25 protein-coding genes are annotated in these 22999 nt (G+C 37.2%); 9 read left to right on the forward strand and 16 right to left on the reverse strand.

Features of this window, described 5'->3' with window-relative positions; all coding sequences use genetic code 11:
- Positions 1–273: 273 nt before the first annotated feature.
- Entirely contained in the window at positions 274–912 is a 639-nt protein-coding gene (gene trmB, locus ACNSTQ_RS07370) for a tRNA (guanosine(46)-N7)-methyltransferase TrmB (RefSeq protein ID WP_418199209.1), read from the reverse strand.
- 182 nt (positions 913–1094) lie between these two features.
- On the opposite strand from trmB, the gene ACNSTQ_RS07375 reads away from it, so the two are divergent.
- Both ACNSTQ_RS07375 and ACNSTQ_RS07380 read left to right on the forward strand, forming a co-directional pair.
- Entirely contained in the window at positions 1095–1424 is a 330-nt protein-coding gene (locus ACNSTQ_RS07375; protein ID WP_418199210.1) for a YtzH-like family protein, read from the forward strand.
- A gap of 73 nt (positions 1425–1497) precedes the next feature.
- Positions 1498–1758, forward strand: coding sequence for a YtzH-like family protein (locus ACNSTQ_RS07380; protein WP_418199211.1), 261 nt, complete (start codon positions 1498–1500; stop codon positions 1756–1758).
- Between the two features lie 152 nt (positions 1759–1910).
- Here ACNSTQ_RS07380 and ACNSTQ_RS07385 read toward each other — a convergent pair whose 3' ends face one another.
- Both ACNSTQ_RS07385 and pulA read right to left on the reverse strand, forming a co-directional pair.
- Positions 1911–2699: a phosphotransferase family protein gene (locus ACNSTQ_RS07385; RefSeq protein ID WP_418199212.1), complete on the reverse strand. Its 789-nt coding sequence runs from the start codon at positions 2697–2699 to the stop codon at positions 1911–1913.
- 132 nt (positions 2700–2831) lie between these two features.
- Entirely contained in the window at positions 2832–4979 is a 2148-nt protein-coding gene (gene pulA / locus ACNSTQ_RS07390) for a type I pullulanase (protein ID WP_418199213.1), read from the reverse strand.
- Between the two features lie 282 nt (positions 4980–5261).
- Here pulA and purU point away from each other — a divergent pair, with 282 nt between their 5' ends.
- Complete coding sequence (gene purU, locus ACNSTQ_RS07395) at positions 5262–6134, forward strand: formyltetrahydrofolate deformylase (RefSeq protein WP_418199214.1); 873 nt, start codon at positions 5262–5264, stop codon at positions 6132–6134.
- 249 nt (positions 6135–6383) lie between these two features.
- Here the strand turns inward: purU and ACNSTQ_RS07400 are convergent, their stop codons facing one another.
- From ACNSTQ_RS07400 to thpR, 5 genes are all read right to left on the reverse strand, one after another.
- Positions 6384–6707: a type II toxin-antitoxin system HicB family antitoxin gene (locus ACNSTQ_RS07400; protein WP_418199215.1), complete on the reverse strand. Its 324-nt coding sequence runs from the start codon at positions 6705–6707 to the stop codon at positions 6384–6386.
- Between the two features lie 200 nt (positions 6708–6907).
- Positions 6908–7885: an NERD domain-containing protein gene (locus ACNSTQ_RS07405; RefSeq protein ID WP_418199216.1), complete on the reverse strand. Its 978-nt coding sequence runs from the start codon at positions 7883–7885 to the stop codon at positions 6908–6910.
- Positions 7886–8228: 343 nt separating this feature from the next.
- A complete protein-coding gene (locus tag ACNSTQ_RS07410; RefSeq protein ID WP_418199217.1) occupies positions 8229–8918 on the reverse strand; it encodes an LrgB family protein in 690 nt (229 codons plus the stop codon).
- On the reverse strand, positions 8915–9280 hold the full coding sequence (locus tag ACNSTQ_RS07415; RefSeq protein ID WP_418199218.1) for a CidA/LrgA family protein: 366 nt from the start codon (positions 9278–9280) through the stop codon (positions 8915–8917). Before ACNSTQ_RS07415 ends, ACNSTQ_RS07410 begins: the two co-directional genes overlap by 4 nt.
- 69 nt (positions 9281–9349) lie before the next feature.
- Positions 9350–9916 carry an RNA 2',3'-cyclic phosphodiesterase gene (gene thpR / locus ACNSTQ_RS07420; RefSeq protein ID WP_418199219.1) on the reverse strand — a complete coding sequence of 189 codons (567 nt, stop codon included), beginning with the start codon at positions 9914–9916 and terminating at the stop codon, positions 9350–9352.
- A 182-nt stretch (positions 9917–10098) separates the two neighbouring features.
- On the opposite strand from thpR, the gene cysK reads away from it, so the two are divergent.
- Positions 10099–11037 (forward strand): cysteine synthase A, encoded by a 939-nt coding sequence (gene cysK / locus ACNSTQ_RS07425; RefSeq protein WP_418199220.1) that lies wholly within the window; start codon positions 10099–10101, stop codon positions 11035–11037.
- An 88-nt stretch (positions 11038–11125) separates the two neighbouring features.
- On the opposite strand, the gene ACNSTQ_RS07430 is transcribed toward cysK, so the two are convergent.
- Entirely contained in the window at positions 11126–11674 is a 549-nt protein-coding gene (locus ACNSTQ_RS07430; RefSeq protein ID WP_418199221.1) for a hypothetical protein, read from the reverse strand.
- 426 nt (positions 11675–12100) lie between these two features.
- On the reverse strand, positions 12101–13519 hold the full coding sequence (gene pepV / locus ACNSTQ_RS07435; RefSeq protein WP_418199222.1) for a dipeptidase PepV: 1419 nt from the start codon (positions 13517–13519) through the stop codon (positions 12101–12103).
- Between the two features lie 96 nt (positions 13520–13615).
- On the opposite strand from pepV, the gene ACNSTQ_RS07440 reads away from it, so the two are divergent.
- Both ACNSTQ_RS07440 and ACNSTQ_RS07445 read left to right on the forward strand, forming a co-directional pair.
- On the forward strand, positions 13616–13759 hold the full coding sequence (locus ACNSTQ_RS07440; protein WP_418199223.1) for a hypothetical protein: 144 nt from the start codon (positions 13616–13618) through the stop codon (positions 13757–13759).
- A 163-nt stretch (positions 13760–13922) separates the two neighbouring features.
- Complete coding sequence (locus tag ACNSTQ_RS07445) at positions 13923–14141, forward strand: DeoR family transcriptional regulator (protein ID WP_175576473.1); 219 nt, start codon at positions 13923–13925, stop codon at positions 14139–14141.
- 42 nt (positions 14142–14183) lie between these two features.
- Here ACNSTQ_RS07445 and ACNSTQ_RS07450 read toward each other — a convergent pair whose 3' ends face one another.
- The 4 genes from ACNSTQ_RS07450 to ftsW all read right to left on the reverse strand — a co-directional run bounded on the left by ACNSTQ_RS07450 (position 14184) and on the right by ftsW (position 18243).
- On the reverse strand, positions 14184–14897 hold the full coding sequence (locus ACNSTQ_RS07450; RefSeq protein ID WP_418199224.1) for a pseudouridine synthase: 714 nt from the start codon (positions 14895–14897) through the stop codon (positions 14184–14186).
- On the reverse strand, positions 14887–15573 hold the full coding sequence (locus ACNSTQ_RS07455) for a hypothetical protein (protein ID WP_418199225.1): 687 nt from the start codon (positions 15571–15573) through the stop codon (positions 14887–14889). Before ACNSTQ_RS07455 ends, ACNSTQ_RS07450 begins: the two co-directional genes overlap by 11 nt.
- A gap of 325 nt (positions 15574–15898) precedes the next feature.
- The gene (gene rodA, locus ACNSTQ_RS07460; protein ID WP_418199226.1) at positions 15899–17077 is read right to left on the reverse strand and encodes a rod shape-determining protein RodA; all 1179 of its coding nucleotides are present in this window, start codon (positions 17075–17077) and stop codon (positions 15899–15901) included.
- 26 nt (positions 17078–17103) lie between these two features.
- Positions 17104–18243, reverse strand: coding sequence for a putative lipid II flippase FtsW (ftsW, locus tag ACNSTQ_RS07465; protein WP_418199227.1), 1140 nt, complete (start codon positions 18241–18243; stop codon positions 17104–17106).
- 260 nt (positions 18244–18503) lie between these two features.
- Here ftsW and ACNSTQ_RS07470 point away from each other — a divergent pair, with 260 nt between their 5' ends.
- Positions 18504–18872 carry a hypothetical protein gene (locus ACNSTQ_RS07470; protein WP_418199228.1) on the forward strand — a complete coding sequence of 123 codons (369 nt, stop codon included), beginning with the start codon at positions 18504–18506 and terminating at the stop codon, positions 18870–18872.
- A 191-nt stretch (positions 18873–19063) separates the two neighbouring features.
- Here the strand turns inward: ACNSTQ_RS07470 and ACNSTQ_RS07475 are convergent, their stop codons facing one another.
- Together ACNSTQ_RS07475 and ACNSTQ_RS07480 are read right to left on the reverse strand one after the other, a co-directional pair.
- Positions 19064–20704, reverse strand: coding sequence for a putative polysaccharide biosynthesis protein (locus ACNSTQ_RS07475; RefSeq protein WP_418199229.1), 1641 nt, complete (start codon positions 20702–20704; stop codon positions 19064–19066).
- 68 nt (positions 20705–20772) lie between these two features.
- Positions 20773–21174, reverse strand: coding sequence for a secondary thiamine-phosphate synthase enzyme YjbQ (locus tag ACNSTQ_RS07480; RefSeq protein WP_418199230.1), 402 nt, complete (start codon positions 21172–21174; stop codon positions 20773–20775).
- Positions 21175–21344: 170 nt separating this feature from the next.
- Here ACNSTQ_RS07480 and ACNSTQ_RS07485 point away from each other — a divergent pair, with 170 nt between their 5' ends.
- Together ACNSTQ_RS07485 and ACNSTQ_RS07490 are read left to right on the forward strand one after the other, a co-directional pair.
- On the forward strand, positions 21345–21428 hold the full coding sequence (locus ACNSTQ_RS07485; protein ID WP_275120328.1) for a YjcZ family sporulation protein: 84 nt from the start codon (positions 21345–21347) through the stop codon (positions 21426–21428).
- A 268-nt stretch (positions 21429–21696) separates the two neighbouring features.
- On the forward strand, positions 21697–22962 hold the full coding sequence (locus ACNSTQ_RS07490; protein ID WP_418199231.1) for an NAD(P)/FAD-dependent oxidoreductase: 1266 nt from the start codon (positions 21697–21699) through the stop codon (positions 22960–22962).
- Positions 22963–22999 lie beyond the last annotated feature (37 nt).

Consider the following 22999-nt stretch of genomic DNA (forward strand, 5'->3'; position numbering starts at 1 on the left):
ACGCTATGCGTGAAGAGCCAAGCATTCGCTTGGCTTACGGTCCAAAAGCAAGGAGCAACAATCTTTGAGAAAAGAGCCTACTAAAAAGAACTTAGTTTCTAGTTGCAACATCCATGCCAGTTTTTGTACCCCGGTTTTGCAATCTATATATTACTCAATTTTCTATAATTGTTTATTAAATAAACAAAAATGTATCCCCTGGAAACATCATTATTTCCAAAGGATACATTACAAAAAATTATATTTAGGTATTTGATATCAAATGAATTCTGTTTAACGATAGACTGCCTCGCATCTATAAATCCTCATTCCTTTGGACGAGAATTTTTCTTCGTATTCAGTCATAATATTTCCTACCATATCACTTTTGTGAAGATCTAAACTTACATTGTTAAGAATCAACCCGTACTTTGAAAAACTATGAAGTGAATACTCAAATAACGCTTGGTTATCTGTTTTAAAATGAATTTCACCATTAGGCTTTAATACTGATTCATATAACTTCAAAAACCCTTCATAAGTAAGCCGCCTTTTTTCATGCCTTGCTTTTGGCCATGGGTCAGTAAAGTTAATGTACACAAGACCAATTTCGCCAACCTCAAAATAATCGCTTAGATTTAAAACATCCTTATTAAGTAGTTTTACATTATCTACGTCTTCATCCCGAACATTTTCCATAGCGGAATGAATAACACTCGTATATTTCTCCATTCCAATGTAATTTATTTGAGGATTAGCTTGTCCCATCCTCGTTAAAAACTGCCCCTTCCCTGTTCCCACTTCGATATGAATAGGGTTATTGTTGCCAAACAGCTCATTCCATTTCCCTTTATATTGTTCTGGATGAGCAATGACAATAGAAGGTTCATTATTTATTTCATCTTGTGCCCAAGGTTTATTACGTAAACGCATGCTTCCACTCCTTTTAAATACGCTTTGTTAATGGGTAGTGTTGACAGTCAACTCAAAATTTTATTATATGTCCTTTCCATGAAATTGTATAGACACTCCTATAACTTATTCATTCTCCAATGTTTATTTAATCTTGATTAGGGTATTCGATTTATATAATAGCTCATTAAGGAGGGAGTAAGATGACATATAAAAAGCTAGTGAATACAAAACCTATCATTTCTATTTTACAATCCCAACTGGAAAAAGGTACAACGTCTTTTTCACAGTGTGAAGATTTACAGGAAGAAATTTCAAAAATGATTCAGGATGACATCGATCCAAACTTCAAGGGAACATTACAAGAAATACTCGCTTATTGTAAAACCATTAAAGAGAGTGAAGACGCAATGGAGCATATTAAATTAAATGATTTAAATTTGACACGTTGGATCGAGGAGCTTCACCTTGTTATGAAAGGAAGCGAAGCGGTTACGATTGACTACGACCAACGAAAAGGAAGAGAAATTTAACGGATAGTAATTCATTCCTTAACGCATTCTATAATTAGACTTATGTATATTATGCTGAAAGGACGTATCCGTTATGCCAATGAACAGTTACGATAAACTCGGGCTCCTTACTGATATTTTAAAAAACCAATCTTCCGAGCAATACATGACCAAAGATGAGTATGAACAAATTAACCGTCTTACCCAATCTCTTATCGCCGAAAGCCACAATGATCCCAATTTATTACAAGCACTACAGTCAATCCAACAATTAAATGTCGATAACCATCAACCTTTTGTAGATCAAGATGTCAATCAATGGATTGAAATTCTTGATAACACGAGCCTCACCTAGTTTTGAGGTTATCCAAAATTATTACAACAATTAAATTTTCGAGTAAACCAACTGCATAACGACAATATAAATAAAAAAATTCCCCATATTTCCTGGGGAATTTTGCATGATTTGCTAGTTTTAGACGTTATTTCTTCTCTTATCGACAGTTATTAATTAGAACTGTCACTAACCAGTTCGACAAGATATCTTTCCCAACGTTCTACTTGATCTAGTTCGTTCCTTTGAATGTGCCAAAGTATAATAAACATCGTTTGTGATACAACATACCAGTGCATACGCAAGTGCAACTCAGGTGTTAAAGGTATCCCATACTGACTAAGCCAACTTTCCCATTGGCTTTCTGATATATACAAATATAATAATAACCCTAAATCAAGAGCTGGGTCAGCAACTGTAGCCCCATCCCAATCAATCAAGTACAATTCGTTATTTTCACTCAAAACCCAATTGTTATGATTAACGTCAGTATGGCAAACAACAAATTTACTATGTTCCACTCTATCTTTTTGTTTGAATAAATAGATCAACCCATGCTCTAAAACTTCATCATATGATTGTAGCAATGATAACTTCTTTTGTAGATTTTCAATAATAATTTGTGGAGTTAGAGGTGTATTGCCAATCCGTTTAAACATTTCTAGTAACTCACTAGAACGATGAATTTTAGATAATAATTGTGCAACATTCTTACCATTCATCTCATGTGATTTTAATTCACGTCCATTTACCCACCGTTGCGCAGTAATGACATCTCCGCTTTCTAATCGTTTCGTCCAAAGCAATTTGGGAACAATTCCTTCTGCAGATAAAACGGCTAAAAATGGAGACGAGTTCCGCTTTAAAAAAAGCTTCTGGTCACCCTGCTGTGCAATATACGCTTCTCCTGTTGCTCCACCGGCAGGCGTTACTTGCCAGTCGTCTCCTAAAGAAAACTTCAACCATTTCACCCTCAATTTCATCTGTAGTTATTTCCCAACCATTTGTTATCTACAGTATAACCCAATTTTGTGAGTTAGCCTATGTATAATTTCACAGAATAATGAAGCAGAGCCATTTTGACAGGCTCTGCCTTATGTCTGAAACAATACTTTTGTACTAATTGGGGCAATTTTTACCTGCCTGTCTTTTTCCGAATATAATGGTATCAAATCCGCACTATTATCGTCAACGACTACTTGCCATTCACCATCATATGGTAAACGAACTTCGATTGTTGACCAGCTGCCGTTATGAATAACAGCGATACGATCCCATTCATCAATTGCTTCCAAGTGATCTAACATATAACCTATCACATGAGGTGGGGTAGGGAAAGGCTTCATATGTGCTTTAACTAATTCCATAGAGTTCAAACGAAAAGCAGGATGTTTCCTGCGTAACGCTATTAAACCTTTAACATACTCCACATTATCTTTAAACCTATCTTTACGTTCCCAGTTCAATGCATTAATAGAATCTGGCGAATTATAACTATTTTCTACACCATGTTTTGTCCGAAAAAACTCTTGACCAGCATGGAGAAATGGAATACCTTGAGCCGTTAAAACCATTGACGTTCCTAACCGGTGCATCCTGTACCGATACTCTTCCGGATCTTCACCATTCGATAGTGTAAGCTTATCCCATAATGTATGATTATCATGACATTCAATATAATTAATCGATTGCAGAGGGTGTAAGAATAGTTGATCCTGTGGTTGAAATAATCCTGTCGTTCCAGCTAATATCTCTCTCGTACTATCCGTCACTTCAGCATTACCGTTAATAAAACCTTTCTCTTGATGGTTAAAGCTACTTCCCTTTAACCGGTCACGAAAACGGTCATTAAAAAAGCTGACTTTCTCTAAAGTTTTTGCCTGCTCTAACACGGCTCGCTTTTCAAACGGAAAGGCAGTTGGTAAGTTCCAACCCTCTCCTAACAAAACGATAGACGGGTTAAGACGGTATAAGTGTTTCACGATCTTATCCATAGTCTCAACATCTAAGATCCCCATTAAGTCAAAGCGAAAACCGTCGACCTTATATTCCTCGACCCAATAAGAGACACAGTCTACAATGAATTTTTGAACCATTTTCCGTTCAGAAGCGATGTCATTCCCAACACCGGTTCCATTAGAAATTTGTCCATCTGAATGATATCTAAAATAATAGCCGGGAACTATTTTTTCAAAATCGCTCGTTTCCCAAATATAAACATGATTATATACGACATCTAAAATGACACGCAGATTAAATTTATGCAAAGTAGAAATTAATTGCTTTACCTCTTTAACACGTAAAAAAGGGTTTGCAGGGTCCGTTGAATAACTACCTTCTGGAGCAAAATAATGGGTAGGATCATATCCCCAATTATAGCTATCTAGCTTTAACTCATCGACACTTCCAAAATCATTGATAGGTAGAAGTTCAACATGAGTGACACCTAACTGTTTTAAATAATCTAATCCCGTTACTGTTTCATTTACACCCGTTGTTCCCTCTTCTAGCCAACCTGCATATTTCCCCTTCTTGTCTACACCACTCGTTGTTGCTATCGTAAAATCTCGTATGTGAGCTTCATATATGATCGTCTCATCTCGATTGTGAAACAATAATTGTATTGGCCAATCAGGTGGATTTGTTTTCTCTAAGTCAATAACAACTCCTTTTAAACCGTTTACGGCTAAGGCTTTAGCATAAGGGTCGACTGCCTCTTGCCAGTTCTTATTGACACATACTTTATAAAGATAAAACAGACCATCTTGATCTCCAGGTAACGTTAACTTCCAAACCCCTTTTTGCTTACGAACCATTGGAATTTCTATTCCCTTTTCCTCTTGCCAATTAGTAAAGATAACTAGCCTCACTTCTGTTGCAGTAGGAGCCCATACTTTAAATGTAGTTCCTGCTTTAGAGTAATTCGCTCCTAAATCATTTAACTCATAATAAAACATATCATCAAACGCTTTGGTCCGAACGACCTCACCTACTTCAACAAAAACACTCTCGCCATCTTTCATATATAACGTATAGTCTTTACCAAATTCAATAGAACCCATGAGCTGTAACGTCACTTCATTGCTAGAGGTTTGCTTCACATGAAGAATTGGGATTTCTTTGTTCCCCATTCGCAATCTAAAGTAATCATAGTCTAGTTGTTGTTCAATCGGTGAGGACATGATAACTGTTATTTGGTCTACTTTTTTTATTACTGCTTTTTGAACTTGAAAAGCCCTCATAGACATGCCCCCTAAACTTTTTCTTTAATAATAGCTATGTTAAATTAAGCTTTTGATATCCGTTAATTTTGGGCTCATCGTGTGAAGTGTTATTTCACACAACTGCTCTTTATTAATAGTATATTTCAGAAGCTGTAAATTGGTTATTTTTCAACCACCATTAATTATTAACCTTAATAATTAGGTATTCAGACATTGATCATTTTACTATTTTCTTTTTATGTACAAACATGATACTATTTTCTAAACTAACTGGTAAAAAAATTAAGGGTGGAGAAAAAGATGAGACAAAGAAAATCAGAAAACCGTGCAAAATTACTTATATCATGTCCGGATCGTCCTGGAATTGTATCAACGATATCTACTTTTCTACATGAAGAAGGTGCAAATATCGTCCAATCCGATCAATACACAACTGATCCAGAAAGCGGCATGTTCTACATGCGAGTCGAATTCGATCTAGAAGATTTTGATCAATCGTTTGAAAACATCCAAAAAGGAATTGCACCTATTGCTGATAGACTAACGATGGAATGGCGCCTTGAAAGTGAAAAGCGTATGAAGAGAATGGCCATTTTTGTATCAAAGCAAGATCATTGCTTATTAGAATTACTATGGAAATGGCGCTCTGGAGAATTATTAGTAGATATTCCATTAGTAATTAGTAATCATCAGGATCTCAGAGAAACTGTTGAAGCTTATGGAATTTCATTTTATCATATACCCGTAACTAAAGACACGAAAGCAGAAACTGAACAACGTCAAATACAACTTTTGAAACAATATGATATTGACTTCATTGCATTGGCTCGATATATGCAAATCTTATCATCAACCTTTGTTGCCGCGTTTCCAAAGCAAATCATTAATATTCATCATTCCTTTTTACCTGCATTTGTCGGAGCAAATCCATATGACCGAGCATTTGATCGTGGGGTAAAACTGATTGGTGCAACTGCTCATTACGTAACAGATGATCTAGATGAAGGGCCGATCATTGAGCAAGATGTCCTTCGAGTCAATCACAAATTTACAGCCGAGCAATTAAAAATAGCTGGTCGAGATGTAGAACGGATTACCTTTGCCCGAGCCGTTGCTTGGCATAACGAAGATCGTATCATTACGTATGGAAATAAAACGATTGTCTTTTCATAAGGCTCTTTTTACAAAGATTGTTGCTCCGTGCTTTTGGACCGTAAGCAACAAAGTTTACGAAAACAGCCTTTCATAAAGTGATGGAAAGGGGCTGCCACAATTTTTGTTGGCAGCCCCTTTCCGCGCTGTACAGACTTTTTTTGATAGGAACGAGCCGTTGTTTACTTAAATCGGAAGACGTCTGAAGGTAACACGAACTGAATAGTTAAACGCTATTTTCTTAACCATTCTATGGAGTAAATCGACCTTTCATTCATTCCATTCTTTTACGATTACATTTATTTGATTGACCTCTTCATCCGTCATCGCAGGTTCGATATATAACAATGGTTTTTCATTCTCGTTTAGTCTTAGGAGTTCTATTCGGCCTTCTTTCTTTACCCACAACTTAATAGCAAAAATTAAATCTTCCTTTGCCTCTTTATATGTATCACCGTGGCCGACACAGCCATCAAGACCTTTAACCTCTACACAATATTCTTCCTGACCATTCCAATTGTATTGTCTTCGCACAAGTAATGATTGCTGCCTTAAATCTAATATATTCTGATACTCTTGATGTCCGCGTTTCATAAAATTCCCCTTTTTATACGTTTTAAAAAGACTAACTGTATTTGTTGGGCTACATAGTTATCTGAACTTTTTTTCAAAGTCAAAAATAACCACTATTTCAACCAACATAACTCCATTCAGTCAGTCTTTTTCTATTTTTCTTCATAAAATTAAATTATACCCAATTTTCAATTCATCTATTCTCTATTTTTCAACTAATATCATGATTGATCTTGATCCGTGTTACCGTCTTCGATTCTCTGACGAACATGAGCCGAAGTATGACAATGGTCCAATAAAAGTTTAGCAACTTTTAATTGTTGACTCTTTATAGGAGAAGGATGTTTTTTCAGTTTTTCATGCCACTGAGAAAACGTACGTTTATCAACTAATTCCACCTTTAAACCTTGGCCTTTGTAATCAATGATACAGTCATTTGCCAGAACTGTTCTTTTAATTGGGAATTCACAATTGTTCTCTTGCAGGAGGTCCTTAATTATACTTGCCATCCTATTAACAGCTACAATTGGACTTAATATTTTTTTTTCTTTTTTATGGACGAGTTCTACCCAAAAACGATCCGATGAAGCTTCAAAAACACTATGTTCACTTCCTTCTAAAACCGTAATACAATGAATTTCGCTCGGCGTAATTAAGATAATATCCATATCTACCGGTGCTTGTTTGATCCAAAAAACGGGAGAGTACATCAAAAAGTAATTATCAGGAATTTGCTGAGCAAAAAAGCGTAATTGTTGATCGTATTTGTATTTTGGATTTAAGTAAGATCGTTCAAGTAATGAGGAGCTTGCCCACATAATTTGCGATTCGTATAAATCATCAAGAAATAATCTTTTCAAATGTTCAAGGTTTTTAGCTTTTAAAGGTATTCGATCTTCTTCCTCTCCAGCGATTTCAATTACCTCTACTTCTTCTCCCTTTTTATCTTTAAAAAAGACATTCCATTTTTTAAATTTTTCGACCGTTAACTTTAAAATGTTCGCTTGCGTTGACTCCTCTTCGGCAACCGTATTCACATGTTGAACTTCTTCATTCGAGTTAGGCAATCGCAATTGTTCCCATTCATTTTTTAAGTAATACCAACGTTCCTTTTTCATCCTTGTAAATTGAGTTGGATAACGTTGCATATCAAATTGATATCTAGAAATATAATCTTCTAACTTGATCAAGTGGGCCAATTCATGAACCTCCGTAATACTTATCTTCTATTCTTCTTTAAGTTATAGCGTGTGAAAAATAACAACATGTATTCACACAGCCTATCTATTAGAGGATGTTCAAAAAGTCCGGGAAAAATCTCTGGCGGTAGATGATCTTCGACTAAGAGCCCCACGTCCTGTGGGAACGTCGAAGTCACCACATCCTGTGGAAGCTCGTTGGTTTGCTGCTGCGTTCCTCACGTATTTATAGCATACGCTGCGGTACTCGCAACTGCACCTCCTCGAACTTCTTGGATCTTTTTGTCCTCCCTTTTTGAACACATACTATTAAACTATTTTTTTGCGAACCAGTTACTCTTTACTAATATAATAGGAAAACAAGCATAGGGCCTAATACCGATACAACAATTGCACTTAAAGTCATTGCAACTGAACTAGCCGCCCCTTCTTCTTCACTATTCTCTAAAGCTTTTGCTGTTCCAATCGCATGCGAAGCACTCCCTGTTCCAATGCCTTTTCCAATAAAATGATTAATCTTAAACCACTTAAATAAATAAGGAGCTAATACAACTCCTCCAATTCCTGCAACCATCACAAATATAGCTGCCAGCGGTGGTGCCCCACCCAGCGTCTTTGCAACGTCCATTGCTACAGGTGTTGTAACAGACTTCGGTACTAGAGAATAAATTAACATTTCTTCAACACCAAGCCATTTCGCTAAAAGCAAACCACTTGTAATTCCAATAATCGCCCCAACGAATACACCTACGACAATTGAGGTAAAATATTTCTTTAACATACTTAACTGTTTATATAGTGGATAAGCAAGTGCAACTACTGCGGGACCTAAAAGTCTTTCTATCCATTCCCCGCCTACACTATACGCATCGTACGGAATTCTAAACACAACTAAGATCGCAATCATTACAAGCGTTCCTACTACTAAAGGTAGTGTAAATGGATATGGAAATTTTTGATAAAACATTCTAGCACCCAAATAAACACCAACTGTTAAGCTAATAAAAAAAAGAGCTAAGAAAAAATCATTCATAATTTCTGCTCCTTTCGTGTTGCCAGAAGTTGACTAAGGGCACCAGAACAAACCATTACGATTAGGGTACTAATTAAAGCAATAATTACGAGTAAGAACCCTTTTCCAGAAAAGACGTCTAAAAAATTTAAAACACCTACGGTTACCGGTAAAAATAATAAAGGCATATGCCTCAGCAATAATGATGTGCCATATTCGATCCACTTCGGCTTTATGACTTTTGTAGCAAATAACACAAATAAAAGTAACATTCCAATGATACTACCCGGAATGAATAAATCAAACGTTTGTTGGATCCATACTCCAACCCAATAAAATAAATATAGTATCGCTACGTGAAGAATTGTTCGAAAGATAGTCAATTGAGACACTACTCCTCTTTGTTTGTACGAAATGCTCAATACCTTGAGCTGCTGACACCCCTAGATAGACTAGGCATCAGCAGAAAAAGAAAAAGTACGAAGTGGTTCATACATCGGACTTTTCCCTATGTGCGATTGATACAAGTGAAATTTATCGACTTTCCATGAGCTTAAATCATTTTTTGTAAATGACTGATTAGCTTTATCTGGTGAATAGATATCGTCACCATTCCACCGCCTTGCTAACGTAATATGCGGGCGGTATGGGCGATTTTCAATTTCGAGCCCAAGCCTTGCACACGTTTTAGCAACATTCGATTGTAATTCAATTAATTGTTCTTCTTTATCGACACCTGCCCAGAAAATTCTTGGACGTTTTTTTTCACCAAAAGTATCTAACCCATTAATGTTCAATGTGAAGGAGCTCTGTTGTTTTGCGACTAGCTCAAGCTGATCTCCTAAGCATTGTAACAAGCCGTCTTCCACATGTCCTAGAAAGACAAGCGTAATGTGTAAATCTTGAGGGTGCACCCATTTTTTAAATAAGAAGTAATTCTTATTTTGTTCCTGCCAGTTTATTAAACTTTGATTTGCAATCCCTACCACCGGAATAGCCAAGAAAAAATGTGTTTTCATTATCATACACCTTCCTCTAAATATTTTAACGAATTTCTCACATTTTGTCGTTACAATTTTTGTTATTCCTTTAACTAAAATGTAAGTGGTTAAATCCAATCTATTTGATAGGAATTATTCTTTTATTTGTGATAAAATAAGACTAAGTATTGTTGAAAACATAAAAATAAGGAAGTGACTATATGCGAGTTGTAAACAATATTGCGGAATTAATCGGTCATACCCCTTTAGTTAAACTTAACCGAATTGCAGATAAAAATGGTGCAGCCGTTTACCTCAAGCTTGAATTTTTTAACCCAAGTGGAAGTGTAAAGGACCGTGCTGCTTATCAAATGATTATTCAAGCAGAAAAAGACGGGTTGTTGAAGCCTGGAGCAACGATTATTGAACCTACGAGCGGTAACACTGGAATTGGTCTTGCTATGAATGCTGCCGCAAGAGGCTATCGTGCGATTTTAACAATGCCTGATACGATGAGCCAAGAACGTATTAATATTCTTAAAGCCTATGGTGCAGAAGTAGTGTTAACCGATGGAGATAAAAAAATGCCTGGGGCTATTGATAAAGCTCATGAATTATCAAAAAAAATACCAAATAGCTTTGTCCCTATGCAATTTGAAAATGCCGCAAACCCTGATGCACACCGTTACACGACTGCGGTAGAGATTAAAGAAGCACTCGACAGTATCGGCAAACATTTATCAGCATTTGTAGCTGCCTCTGGTACAGGTGGAACGATTACTGGTACGGGCGAAGAACTAAAAAAGTTTTACCCAAATGCTACAGTTCATGTTGTTGAACCAGCAGGCTCACCAGTACTATCTGGAGGAAAACCGGGCCCACATAAACTCGTCGGGACAAGTCCAGGGTTTATTCCACCGATCTTAAATCAACAGGTTTATAATGAAATTAAAAAAATTGAAGATGAAGATGCGTATTGGGCAACGATTGAGCTAGCCCAAAAAGAAGGGATCCTCGTTGGTCCTTCTTCTGGTGCCGCATGTTTTGCAGCTTTAGAAGTAGCTAAAAAGTTAACACCAGACGATGTGGTTGTAGCAATCGCTTGTGACACCGGTGAACGCTATTTATCCACCGATTTATTTGACTTTGAAAAAAAGTAGTCCATACAAGAAAGGCTAACTCATAATGACGCTACCCCTTATATGACATTCAGTAAGGTTAGGATAGCAGCGTACGAGTTAGCCTTTTTTATTTAATTGAATTCGCCATTTCAATCAAGTCATCGATGGAGACTTGATCCTCGATTCTCTTACTATTGGCTAGAATGTATTCCCAACCGTTTTTATGAAAAATTAAGATATTATGATATCTATCCCTTAATTGAATAGCCTTAGAATCATCTGTTAATGTAAATAACCGAGCAACCTTTGCTTTATTATATATACCTTGCTGCGCAGGAATAACAAACATTTTAATTTGTTCTCGGGGTTTATTTTCGTTTACATACTCAATTTCTAATTTTGCCGGATAACTATAGGAGTCAATAATTCCAAACGTATGGGTAATTTCGATTGGTGGTAATTTATTTGGCAGATTTACCTTTCTTTGATACAAATTCTCAAACTTTTTTACTGCAGCTTGAATCGATTGGTACCCCATTATTTCGTATTGCTCTTCAATGGACTGCGGATTCCAATAACTTTCACCGTAATAATCCTCAGCCTCAGCTTGCACCAAACCACTGCTACTAACAAGTCCAATTATTATAAAAAGGAAAGTAGATACAAATGTCTTCACCCAAACCCCCCCTTGCCGATTACACTCACTTTTCTTATTATCCTTAGCAACACCAACATTATACAAAGAAAAGAGAAAGGAATTCTAAATATACTACTGCAGCTGATAGTTTGCGGACTGAGAGGACCTTATTTTAACAAAAATCATCTCTTTGAAGCATCTAACGGACTGAGAGGCTCTTATTCACTTGATTTCGCTCAAAAACATCATGAATTTTACCAAATAAGGGCTTCTGAGTCCTCTTAAGCTTACAAAAACTGATTTTGACACTAATAAAGGCCTGTGAGTCCGCTTCTTTCATTAGTTAAACGGGTTATCCACTCCAATAATAGTGAAGCGGCGCCAACACATCGTGTGAACAAGACAGGTTGGAAGGTTAGTCATATGTGCTTTTATTTAATAACCCACCCAGCTTCGTAAAAAAATCTATTCTTTTGCTAATTCAAATATAGCTTGAGCATAAATCGCTGTTGCCTTCAATAAGTCGTCAACCATAATATACTCGTCTTTTTGATGGGCAACATCTTCACGGCCCGGAAATAGAGGGCCAAACGCAACTCCAGATTCTAATGAGCGCGCATATGTACCGCCGCCAATCGATAGAAGCTCTGCTTTTTCTCCTGTTTGTTCTTCATATACTCTAGACAATACTTGAATAAGCGAATGCCCACTATCCACATGATGAGGTGGCGAATGGTCAAGTACCGTTATAGAAAATTTTTTCTTCTCAGCTAATGATCGTAGGTTGTTAATCATTTTTTCACCATCATTCGTAACAGGGTAACGAATATTTAACCCTAAACTACCGCCACTGTCTCTTTTATAGACAAGGAGGCCGCAATTAACCGTTAAGTCACCTGTAACGTCATCCGTAAAGGCTACTCCTAACTGATTGCCTCTAGATTCGTTATGTAAATACTCTGCTGTAAATTGCGTAAACTGCTTACCAACCCCTCCAGTTAAAATCCCATTGAGGAATTCAGCTAAATACAATCCTGCATTTACACCTAATTTAGGCTCCATGCCATGAGCGGATTTTCCTTTAATATGTAGGATCAATTCTTCATTCTGTTCAGTTATATGTCCTTCCAAATTATTTTCTTTCAAAAATATATTGAAGTCCGTTTTAATTCGTAAAAGGTCTTCTTGTTTTACTTGGATTGTCGCAGTTGCTTGGTCAGGAACCATATTCATTCTTCTACCTGATTGAAAACTCACTAATAAAGGCAAGGATTGATCATCTGTACCATTCTTTGTCGTCTTTAATTGAATATCGCATATTCCCTTTTCGGCATAAATGATTGGAAAATCGGCATCTGGAGCAAAGCCAACGGTTGGCATTTCTTCATGTTTAAAGTAATGATCAACACATTGCCACGTACTTTCCTCATCCGTTCCTATAATCATTCTCACTCTTTTAGATAATGGTACCCCTAGTTCTTTAACGATTTTCATTGCGTAAAATGCAGCCATTGTTGGCCCTTTATCATCAATGGCTCCACGAGCAATGATTTTGCCGTCTACTATCTCAGCAGCGTAAGGAGGACTAGTCCACCCTTCCCCTTCTGGTACAACATCAATATGGCAAAGTATTCCTACAGATTCTTCTCCTTGACCAAATTCAATATAGCCTGCATAACCGTCTAAATTTTTAACATGAAAGTTACATTCTTTACCTATTTTTAATAAAAAATTTAGAGCATCGTTTATACCTGTACCAAATGGTTGTCCTACTCCTGCACTAGATTCGTCCAAAACACTTGGTATCTGTAGGAGTTTTCGTGTTTCATTGATTAATTCATGTTTTCTTTTCTCGACTTCATTTTTCCAATTAATACTTGACAATTTGCCTTCACAACCTTTCATTTCTTCAAAATGGTATTACGGTGCTTTGCTAAATTAAATGAATTATTGTACAATAAGTAACAAGAGGGATTTGATGTGAATTTTAGCCATATGATGGCTGCTACTGTTCGTCAATTACAACAAACGTTACGTATTAATATACTAAACTGTTTAATGGCAACACAAGCAGCTTTTGCAGTGATTAAGATTGATCATTTTTCATTCAGATTTCAAACATGACATCAGCCCCTCACCGGATAGGACAAAACATTGATATTAAAGGCTAATGTCCACTCACTGCTCATTCGACCATGTAGCCATAACTGTAATTGGCACGAATGATCATTACCCCTTTTTAATACAATGGTTGTAAGGACGATCATTTATAACAAGGAGTGGTTTTTTGAAAGCTTCAACTGATCGAATGCTGACTCGTATTAAGTCGATTTACCTCTACATTAAACAAAGGGGGACTGTCACAACGAATGAATTGGTTGAAGAGTTTGGCATAACTCAAAGAACGATCCAGAGAGACTTGAACGTCTTAGAGTATAATGATTTAGTACTTAGTCCTAGCCGTGGAAAATGGACCGTAAACAAGAAGAAAACGAAAGTATCTTAGATCCTTTGAATAAGAAAACAGCCACTGGAGTGGCTGTTTTCTTCATTTAGAATTCCTTAATATCTCAATTTCCTCTTCTGTCATCTCTCGGTATTCCCCAAGACGCAAATTAGAATCTAGCTCTAGAGGACCTATTGATATGCGTTTTAATTCCAATACTTTTTTTCCGACTGCTTGAAACATCCGTTTTACTTGATGAAATTTACCTTCAGTAATGGTTAACTCAATTTCTGAAATTGGACCAGCTTCACGAATTACGAGATGACCAGGCTTCGTAACATAGCCATCATCTAGTTCGACCCCTTCTTTAAACTTCTGCACATCTTCTTCTGTCACTTCTCCTCTTACGGTCGCTGCATAGGTTTTATCCACGTGTTTTTTAGGAGACATCAATTCATGTGATAGCTTTCCATCGTTCGTTAAAATAAGAAAACCTTCCGTATCTTTATCGAGCCTACCAACAGGAAAAGGTTCGTACACTGCATGTTCAAAGGCTAATAAATCAATGACGGTCTCATGCTGGTTGTCCTCAGTAGCAGAAATAACTCCTTTAGGCTTATTAAGCATCAAGTAAATATATGGCTTATACTCTACCGACTCACCGTGAACAGTAACAGACTGTTCGTCAAGTTTTACATGATATTTACCGTCCTTAACCGGTTCTCCATCTACATGGACAACACCAGTTTTCAGTAACTTTTTCACTTCTTTCCTTGTACCGAATCCAACGTTAGCTAGCAATTTATCAATTCTCATTTCCTGACCCCTCACTTTGTTTTTCTAATTCTTTTAGAAGGTCCCGTCCAAACCCTCCTAGCTGTTGATGGCAATAACTTTTAATCACACCTCTAACTGTTACTTCAAGTGAATGATCGATCCACTTCTCTACAAAACCCTTTTTATGTAGTTCTTTTTTTATAGATACTGCGAGTTCAAGCGCCGCTTTTGTGGCATGTTGATTAATGAGAAGCACGTCTTTTTCTTCTCCTGTTTGCAAGGTCATATCTTTTGAAAAAAAAGATTTGAGCCACATCAATTCCTGTTCAAAGGCTTCTGGTACAATGAGTAATCCTCGTTTATCTGTTACCATCTGATCCGCTTGACCGATACATTTGCACGGTACTACTTTACTGCCTTGCGTGTATGAGATGACTTCCTGCTCCATAATGGCAGTCGCCATATGAAAGATGATGGCTTCTTTATGTAAGTATTGACCATATTGAGTAAAAAAATCGTTGTATGCTGAAGCCGGTAATGCTAAAAAAATATGACTAGCCTTTGAAAACATATCTGGACCTGCATACTGAACTTTAAATTGATTGTAATAGTCCTCATCTCGAAGATTTTTATGAAAGACATAAATGGTTTCTTCGCTCTGTATAAAGGGTAAAAGTGACTGCGTTAACCGACCAAATCCAATAAATAAAATCATGTGCTCCTCCCTCTTCTAACTCGTACTATATGACGCCTAAACTAAACATACATGTATTTTCTTTTGGCCTTTTTCTAAAAGAATGTTGCTTTTAGCTATTAGACCGTAACCAAGCGAAAAAGCTTGGTTCTTCACGCTTTAGCGTGAAGCTTTTGAATAGCAACAAAGTTTACGAAAACAGCCTTTCTTTTAGATCATCTTATCCCCGTTTTCAGGAAAATGGCCAATAAAGGAAATAGAATAAAAACACCCACACCTCATGACGAAATATAGCGCTAACGTGCATTAGACTATATCATCCATTCAATGGTGCGGGCATCTCTTTTTACACTTCTTCGGTTTGGAACATATAATGCCTGGTTCTCATATTCACATTTAAAACGATTCCAAGAGCTAGCATATTTGTCATGAGGGCACTACCGCCATAACTGATAAAAGGTAAAGCAAGACCTGTAATAGGCATTATCCCTATCGTCATAGCGATATTTTGGAATATTTGAAACACTAGTAATCCTACAATTCCCGAAACTAAATACGTTCCAAATAAGTTATTACAACTAAAAGCAATGACAATCATTCGATAAAACATTAAGAAATAAATAACAATTAAAATGGTCGCGCCGAGAAAGCCAAATTCTTCCCCGATTACTGTAAAAATAAAGTCAGTATGGAGTTCTGGAACGCGGGCAGGTTCACTTTGTGATTGAACCCCTTGCATAAATCCACTTCCATATAGTCCCCCTGAACCAATTCCTTTTAAAGCCTCAACTAGCTGATACCCGTAACTACCTGCGTTCTCATTCGGATACAGCCAACCATAGATCCGTTCCATCTGGTGATTCTTAATAATTTTATTAAATAACGCAAAGTAATTGTTGTGTAACCAAACTAAGAAACCAATACCACTAATGACACTAACAAATAGTAAGGATAGCATTCTCCAACCGACACCAGACATTAAAATCATAGTGGCCATAATACTTGCTATGACTAAAGCAGTCCCTAAATCGGGTTGTTTTAGAATGAGGAAAAATGGCGGCAGACCTATCGCTACCACTTTCGCAACAACGATACAATCTGATTTAAAACTTTTTTCACGACCATCTTTTGTAATCTTATATAATAAATGAGCTAACGCAATAACGACGAAGACTTTTACAAACTCAGACGGTTGAAACCGTTGACCAGCAATTTGAATCCAACGTTGTGAGCCATTAAAGACGACTCCAAAAAACTCAACCCACAACAGTAGTAATATTCCGAGTATATATAAAGGAATTGAAAAATTCTTTAACATATCGTAATCAATAATCATTGCAGCGCCCATTAAAAAGAGCCCTGGCACTAACCATATAGCTTGTCTTTTCACGAATTGCATAGGATCAGCGGTATACTGTCCACCTGATCCACTATAAATTGCCATTAAACTGATACACATTAACAAAAAGAACAAAAACAGTAACGTATAATCAATCTGCTGTAACCCCGATTTACGTTCTTCCATAATTTCCTCCATCTATATAAAACGAGCTATGCTCCTAAACGTTCGTCACTTTCTTCAGCGAGCCGTCGTTGTTGTCGATTTTGTCTTGATATATTTGCTAAAACCGCTACCGATATCATCGATACGAGCAATGATGACCCCCCATTACTAATAAATGGTAATGGAATACCTGTAATCGGCAGCAAACCTGAAACCGCTCCAACGTTAAAAACAATTTGTATCCCAATTTGAAAAACAATCCCGAAAGCTAACAAGCTTCCAAACGGATTTTTACAACGAATACCAGCCATTACTCCTTTAAAGAAGATAATCGTGTAACAAGCAAAAACAAATGCTACACCTAATAACCCTAACTCCTCTGAAATGATCGCTAATATAAAATCAGTCTGTGGTTCAGGAAGGTACATAAGCTTTTGTACACTCTGTCCAAGACCAGCTCCAGACAAACCGCCATGTGCGATCGCGATATAGGACTGCAATATTTGGTACCCGTCACCAGCTGCATCTGCAAATGGATCCAGATAAGAGGTAATTCGCTTCATCCGATACGGCGCTGCCAAAACGGCAATAACAAACACTGCAACGCCTGACATACCTAATAAGATTAGGTGCTTAATCTTTGCTCCTGAAAAAAACACGATTAATATCGTGACAAGGAGGATTGACGTTGCCGTTCCTAAGTCAGGTTGTCTGACAATTAATGCCAATACGATCGTTACAACAATTAAAGGAGGCATAACACCTTTAATAAACTGATCAATATAGGCTTGTTTTTTACTATATACAGACGCTAAATACATAATCATTCCTAACTTTACAAACTCGGATGGCTGGATATTTAACGGCCCAATTCTAATCCACCGCTGTGCACCATATACTTCATGCCCGAAGAATAAAACGGCAGTCAATATAACGATTGACCCTAATATAATGACTGCTGATAATTTTCGATATAGTTGAAAGGGGATATGCATAACAATGAAAAATACAAAAATACCCATAAAAAACCACATCGACTGTCGCTTAATGAAAAAATAAAAATCCCCAGTTTGATAGAGAGCCCAAACATAACTTGAGCTAAATACCATAATCAACCCAAATATTGATAACAATGCAGTAACGACAATGAGTAGCCAATCATTGTCTTTTGAAATTGAATATTTCATGGCCCCTCCAAAGTTTATGTCCTCAAAAGGCTCATTAACGTAGTAATTGAAATTCGATTACTTTTCATGCTTGTACAATTATATCAAACCGCGAAAATAAGAGAAAGAGACTTTTGCTGGCACTTATTGTAGAAAAATAAGTAAAAATGAGGATTTAATCAAGAATTATAGAAAAATAGGCAGTTGCCTCATTCCATTCGCCCGCTTTTTACATAAGCTAAAACTGTAATGTACGAATACCCAGTTAAGGAGAGAGATCATTGAATTATAATTATTATCAACAACATCAACAACAACCTTATGTGATGGATGAAAGTCAATTTCAACAGCCTATGATGCAAGGCGAAAACCAATTCCAGCAACAGTCTTATGTGCAACAGGATGAAAGACAACAGCCTCAATTTTTCCCATCGCCTGGAGCACCTGGCTTACCTGGTCCCGGATTTCCTGGTACAGGGTTTCCCGGCACTGGCTTCCCTGGCCATACACCGCCTCGAGATATTGAACGCCGCTTAGCAAGGCTAGAGCGTACTGTTGAACAAAATACAGAGAGAATTAACCGTTTAAACCGTCGTCTGCGCAGAGTAGAGCGTCAACTAGGCTTTGGAGGCTTCGCTGACGGTTTCTAAGCAAAGAACATTATAAGCTCCTAACACGAAAACAAAAAACAAAATGCTAGGGTATTGCTTTGCCCTAGCATTTGCATTCATTTAAGCAGATGTTAATGTTGTAAACAGGACCATAAGTTCACCTAACCAAGCTACAGCACATTGAACTTTTACCCTTTTATAGACAAATTTATTAGCTGCTCTAGAGATGATTAGTGTGTTTCCGTTCTTTTTTTCTTCCAGCGCAGGAAAGAAAAGCGCTGACCAAGAATTTGGCCTGCTAAGTGTGACCTCACCGTTAAGAATAAATAAACGAGTCCACCAGTCGCTATCGACGGAATTAACACAATCAATGCATTCGTCCAGCTTGTCATCGGGAAAACGAGTTCAAGTACATGTTTAATGATGACAACAACAAATGCCATGATGGCTACAAAAATTGATATAAGTATAAATCGCTTAACAATAAAACGATAATTATAGTTAGCAAACTTGCCAATCGCCCAAACGTTAATGGCAATCGAAATCGTGTACCCTGCGTAAGTTGTTAACACACCACCAAGTGCACCTAATGAATAAATCGCCCAGTAATTCGATAAGAGCTTTACGATGAGTGCAACTAGTAATCCGATCACAGCATACTTTTGCTTATTCATTCCTTGCAATATCGCGGCAGAAACCGCAAATAATGAAAAGAATATAGCAATTGGTGCGTAGTATCTAAGAATACTTCCGCCCACTTCAAGATCCCCCAGTCCAAACAGGACACCAAAAGCCGGAAATGATAAGATCGATAAACCGACTGCTGCAGGGATCGTTAAGAATAAAATAATCTGATAGGTTTGTGTGATTTGACTTCGTAATAAGTCCTCATCACCATTAATAAACGACTTTGTAATCGTTGGGATAAGAGTGATTGAAAAAGCAGTCGCTAATGCTACTGGAATTAATATGAGCTTATGAGCAGATTGTGAAAATACACCAAAAGCAACCTCCGCGTCCTCTTGACTAACCCCTGAAGCAATCAACGCATTATTAAATGTAAATAAGTCAATGATTTGATATAACGGAATGGAAAGCCCAATAAAGGATAAAGGTAAAGCATAGGAAATGAGCTCTCGGTACATACTTTTAAGCGGGATTTGATGATCGACTGTACTCTCACTCATTTGGCGATTTAGGAGCTCTTTTCGTTTAAACCAATAAATTAATAGGACAGCAAGACCACCTAAAGCTCCAACGAATGCACCGAATGTAGCAAATCCAACGGCTAATCCGATTCCCCCTTGATAAACTCCAACAATCAAGAACGTTAAGCTTAAAATAAATATAATTCGTACGATTTGTTCAACAACTTGGGATATAGCTGTCGGTCCCATAGATTGAAAGCCTTGGAAATACCCTCGAATGACGGACATGATTGGTACAATAATTAAGGCCGTACTCACCATTCGGATGGAAAAGATAATATCATCCATCGAGTTTCCTTGAAGGTCACTAGGGTCTCTTATAATCAACGTAGCCAAAACAGGAGCCATGAAGAACAACATTAAAAAGGCGATAAATCCCGTGATGGACATGACGACCATTCCTGAGCGAAACAACCTTCTCCCTGTATAATAGTCTCCCAATGCATTATATTTAGCCACAAATTTAGAAACCGCCAAGGGGACTCCCATTGTGGCTAAACTAAGGATGACCGTATATGGCAAATATCCGTAAGCATACAATGCTAGACCTTGTTGCCCAACAATTGCACTAAACGGGAAAATATAGATTAAGCCAAGTATTTTAGAAATAAACGTCGCGGCTGTTAATATCATCGTGCCACGGAGAAGTTTAGAGTCTGACATTTTGTCCTCCTGAGTCATTAAAACGAACTGAACATATTCAGTCTACCTTATTTTTACAAAGTATCAAGTTACCCTTTTATGATTTTAAGAAAATAATTTCTTTTTCTTGGTCCGTCAAATTCGCAAAAGTAAATTCCTTGCCACTGACCTAATACGAGATCCCCACTAAAAATAATGACAGATTGCGAGGAACCTACCGTACTCGCTTTCAAATGAGAAGCTGAATTCCCCTCCATATGACGATACTTTGGATGTTCCCAAGGATAAACTTCATCTAACCGCATGAGCATATCATGCAAAACATCCGGGTCCGCATTTTCATTAATCGTAATACCTGCCGTTGTATGTGGACAATAAACCATCACTAAACCGTCCTTCACGCCAACATCTTTTACAAATTGTTGTACTTCATTCGTGATATCAATCATTTCATCTCGAGAAGCTGTATGTATTGTTAGTTTCGTTAACATGAAAAAGCCCCTTTCTTACTACCATTACTACATTGTACTAATCTCTTATTTTTAGATCAATGTTATTAAACCATATTACGATCTCATTTGGTACTTTCCACATATGACCTATTGCAATTTGTTACTTTTTGCATAAGTTGTACTAAGTAAGGTTAGAGGAGGTGTTTAGGATGGGCGCATACAAATTCGACTTTGCGTTAATCGTAGTCCTATTTATCTTGTTAGTTATTGTTGGTACTTTCTACACTTACTAATCAAGATATAGGAGTACCATCTATGTACAAAGATCAACCTACCTTGCTTAACTTACAGGCACCAATTCGGTGCCTGTTTTTAAATATTTTTTTCTATAGGGCTAGCGCAATTCTTTATGGCTATTTATCCTGAGAAGTTTTTTCGTATGAATTAGCTGTGACGCGCCTCTCGTAGTATAATTTCTTTTAAAAGTGAAACAATTACCAACAGACGTATAACCATGATAAACTACCTCTATAAATACCTAACGAAAGGTGCTATGAAAGTATGTATGATGTAATTGTAATTGGCGGTGGTCCATCTGGTTTAATGGCGTCCATTGCTGCTGCTAGTCAAGGGGCTGCCGTCCTTCTAATCGATAAAGGAGATCAGCTCGGCCGAAAGCTTGGCATTTCCGGTGGCGGTCGCTGTAATGTGACCAATCGTATGGCACTTGATGACTTAATTGCTCACATTCCTGGAAACGGGCGTTTTATGCACAGTCCTTTTTCCGTCTTTAATAATGAAGATATCATTCAATTTTTTGAGAATTTAGGAATTCGACTAAAAGAAGAAGACCGAGGTAGAATGTTCCCTGTCAGTGATAAAGCTTCTACCGTTGTAAGAATACTCATTGACAGGGTAAAAGATCTTGGAGTGAAAATTAAAACACATTCCTCGGTCAAAGAAGTTCGTTATGATGAAGAGAAAGTGCTTGGGGTTACCCTTGAAAATGGCGAAACGATTGATGCACAAGCTGTTATCATTGCAACAGGCGGGAAAAGTGTCCCACATACGGGCTCTACTGGCGATGGTTACCCTTGGGCAAGAAAAGCAGGTCACACAATTACTGACTTATATCCAACAGAAGTGCCGATTACATCCAACGAAACTTTCATTAAAAATAAAGTGCTTCAAGGGCTATCATTAAGAGACGTTGCACTTTCGGTTTTAAATGCAAAAGGAAAAGTCATTAAAACTCATGAAGGGGATATGATTTTCACTCACTTTGGAATTTCAGGACCTATTGCTTTAAGATGTAGTCAATACGTTGTAAAAGAATTAAAAAGGCAAAAAAAACAACCCGCCACTGTTGTGATGAGCATCGATCTTATTCCTGATAAGTCCGGGGAAGAGATTTTTCAAGAATTGAGGAAACTCATCAACAATGAGCCGAAAAAAGCAGTGAAAAATGTCCTAAAAGGCTACTTACCTGATCGAATGCTTACTTTCTTATTAGAAAAAATAGAAATTGATTTAGGGACGAGTTGTGCAAACATTGGTAATGAACCTTTGCGGTCTCTCTCTCTATTCATTAAAGAGTTTCGTTTTGAAGTCAACGGAACATTACCCATTGAAAAGGCATTTGTTACAGGTGGTGGTGTATCAGTAAAGGAAATTCATCCGAAAACAATGGAATCGAAATTCAAGAATGGTTTATATTTTTGTGGAGAAGTTTTAGATATTCACGGGTATACAGGTGGATATAACATTACAGCAGCTTTTTCCACAGGATATACAGCTGGTTTCTCAGCTGGATCAAGCAAAATGTAAGTTAACCACAAATTTATACACAACCTGTGGATAACCA

The organism is Alkalihalobacterium sp. APHAB7, assembly GCF_048323755.1.
In the GTDB taxonomy this organism is placed as follows: domain Bacteria; phylum Bacillota; class Bacilli; order Bacillales; family Bacillaceae_F; genus Alkalihalobacterium.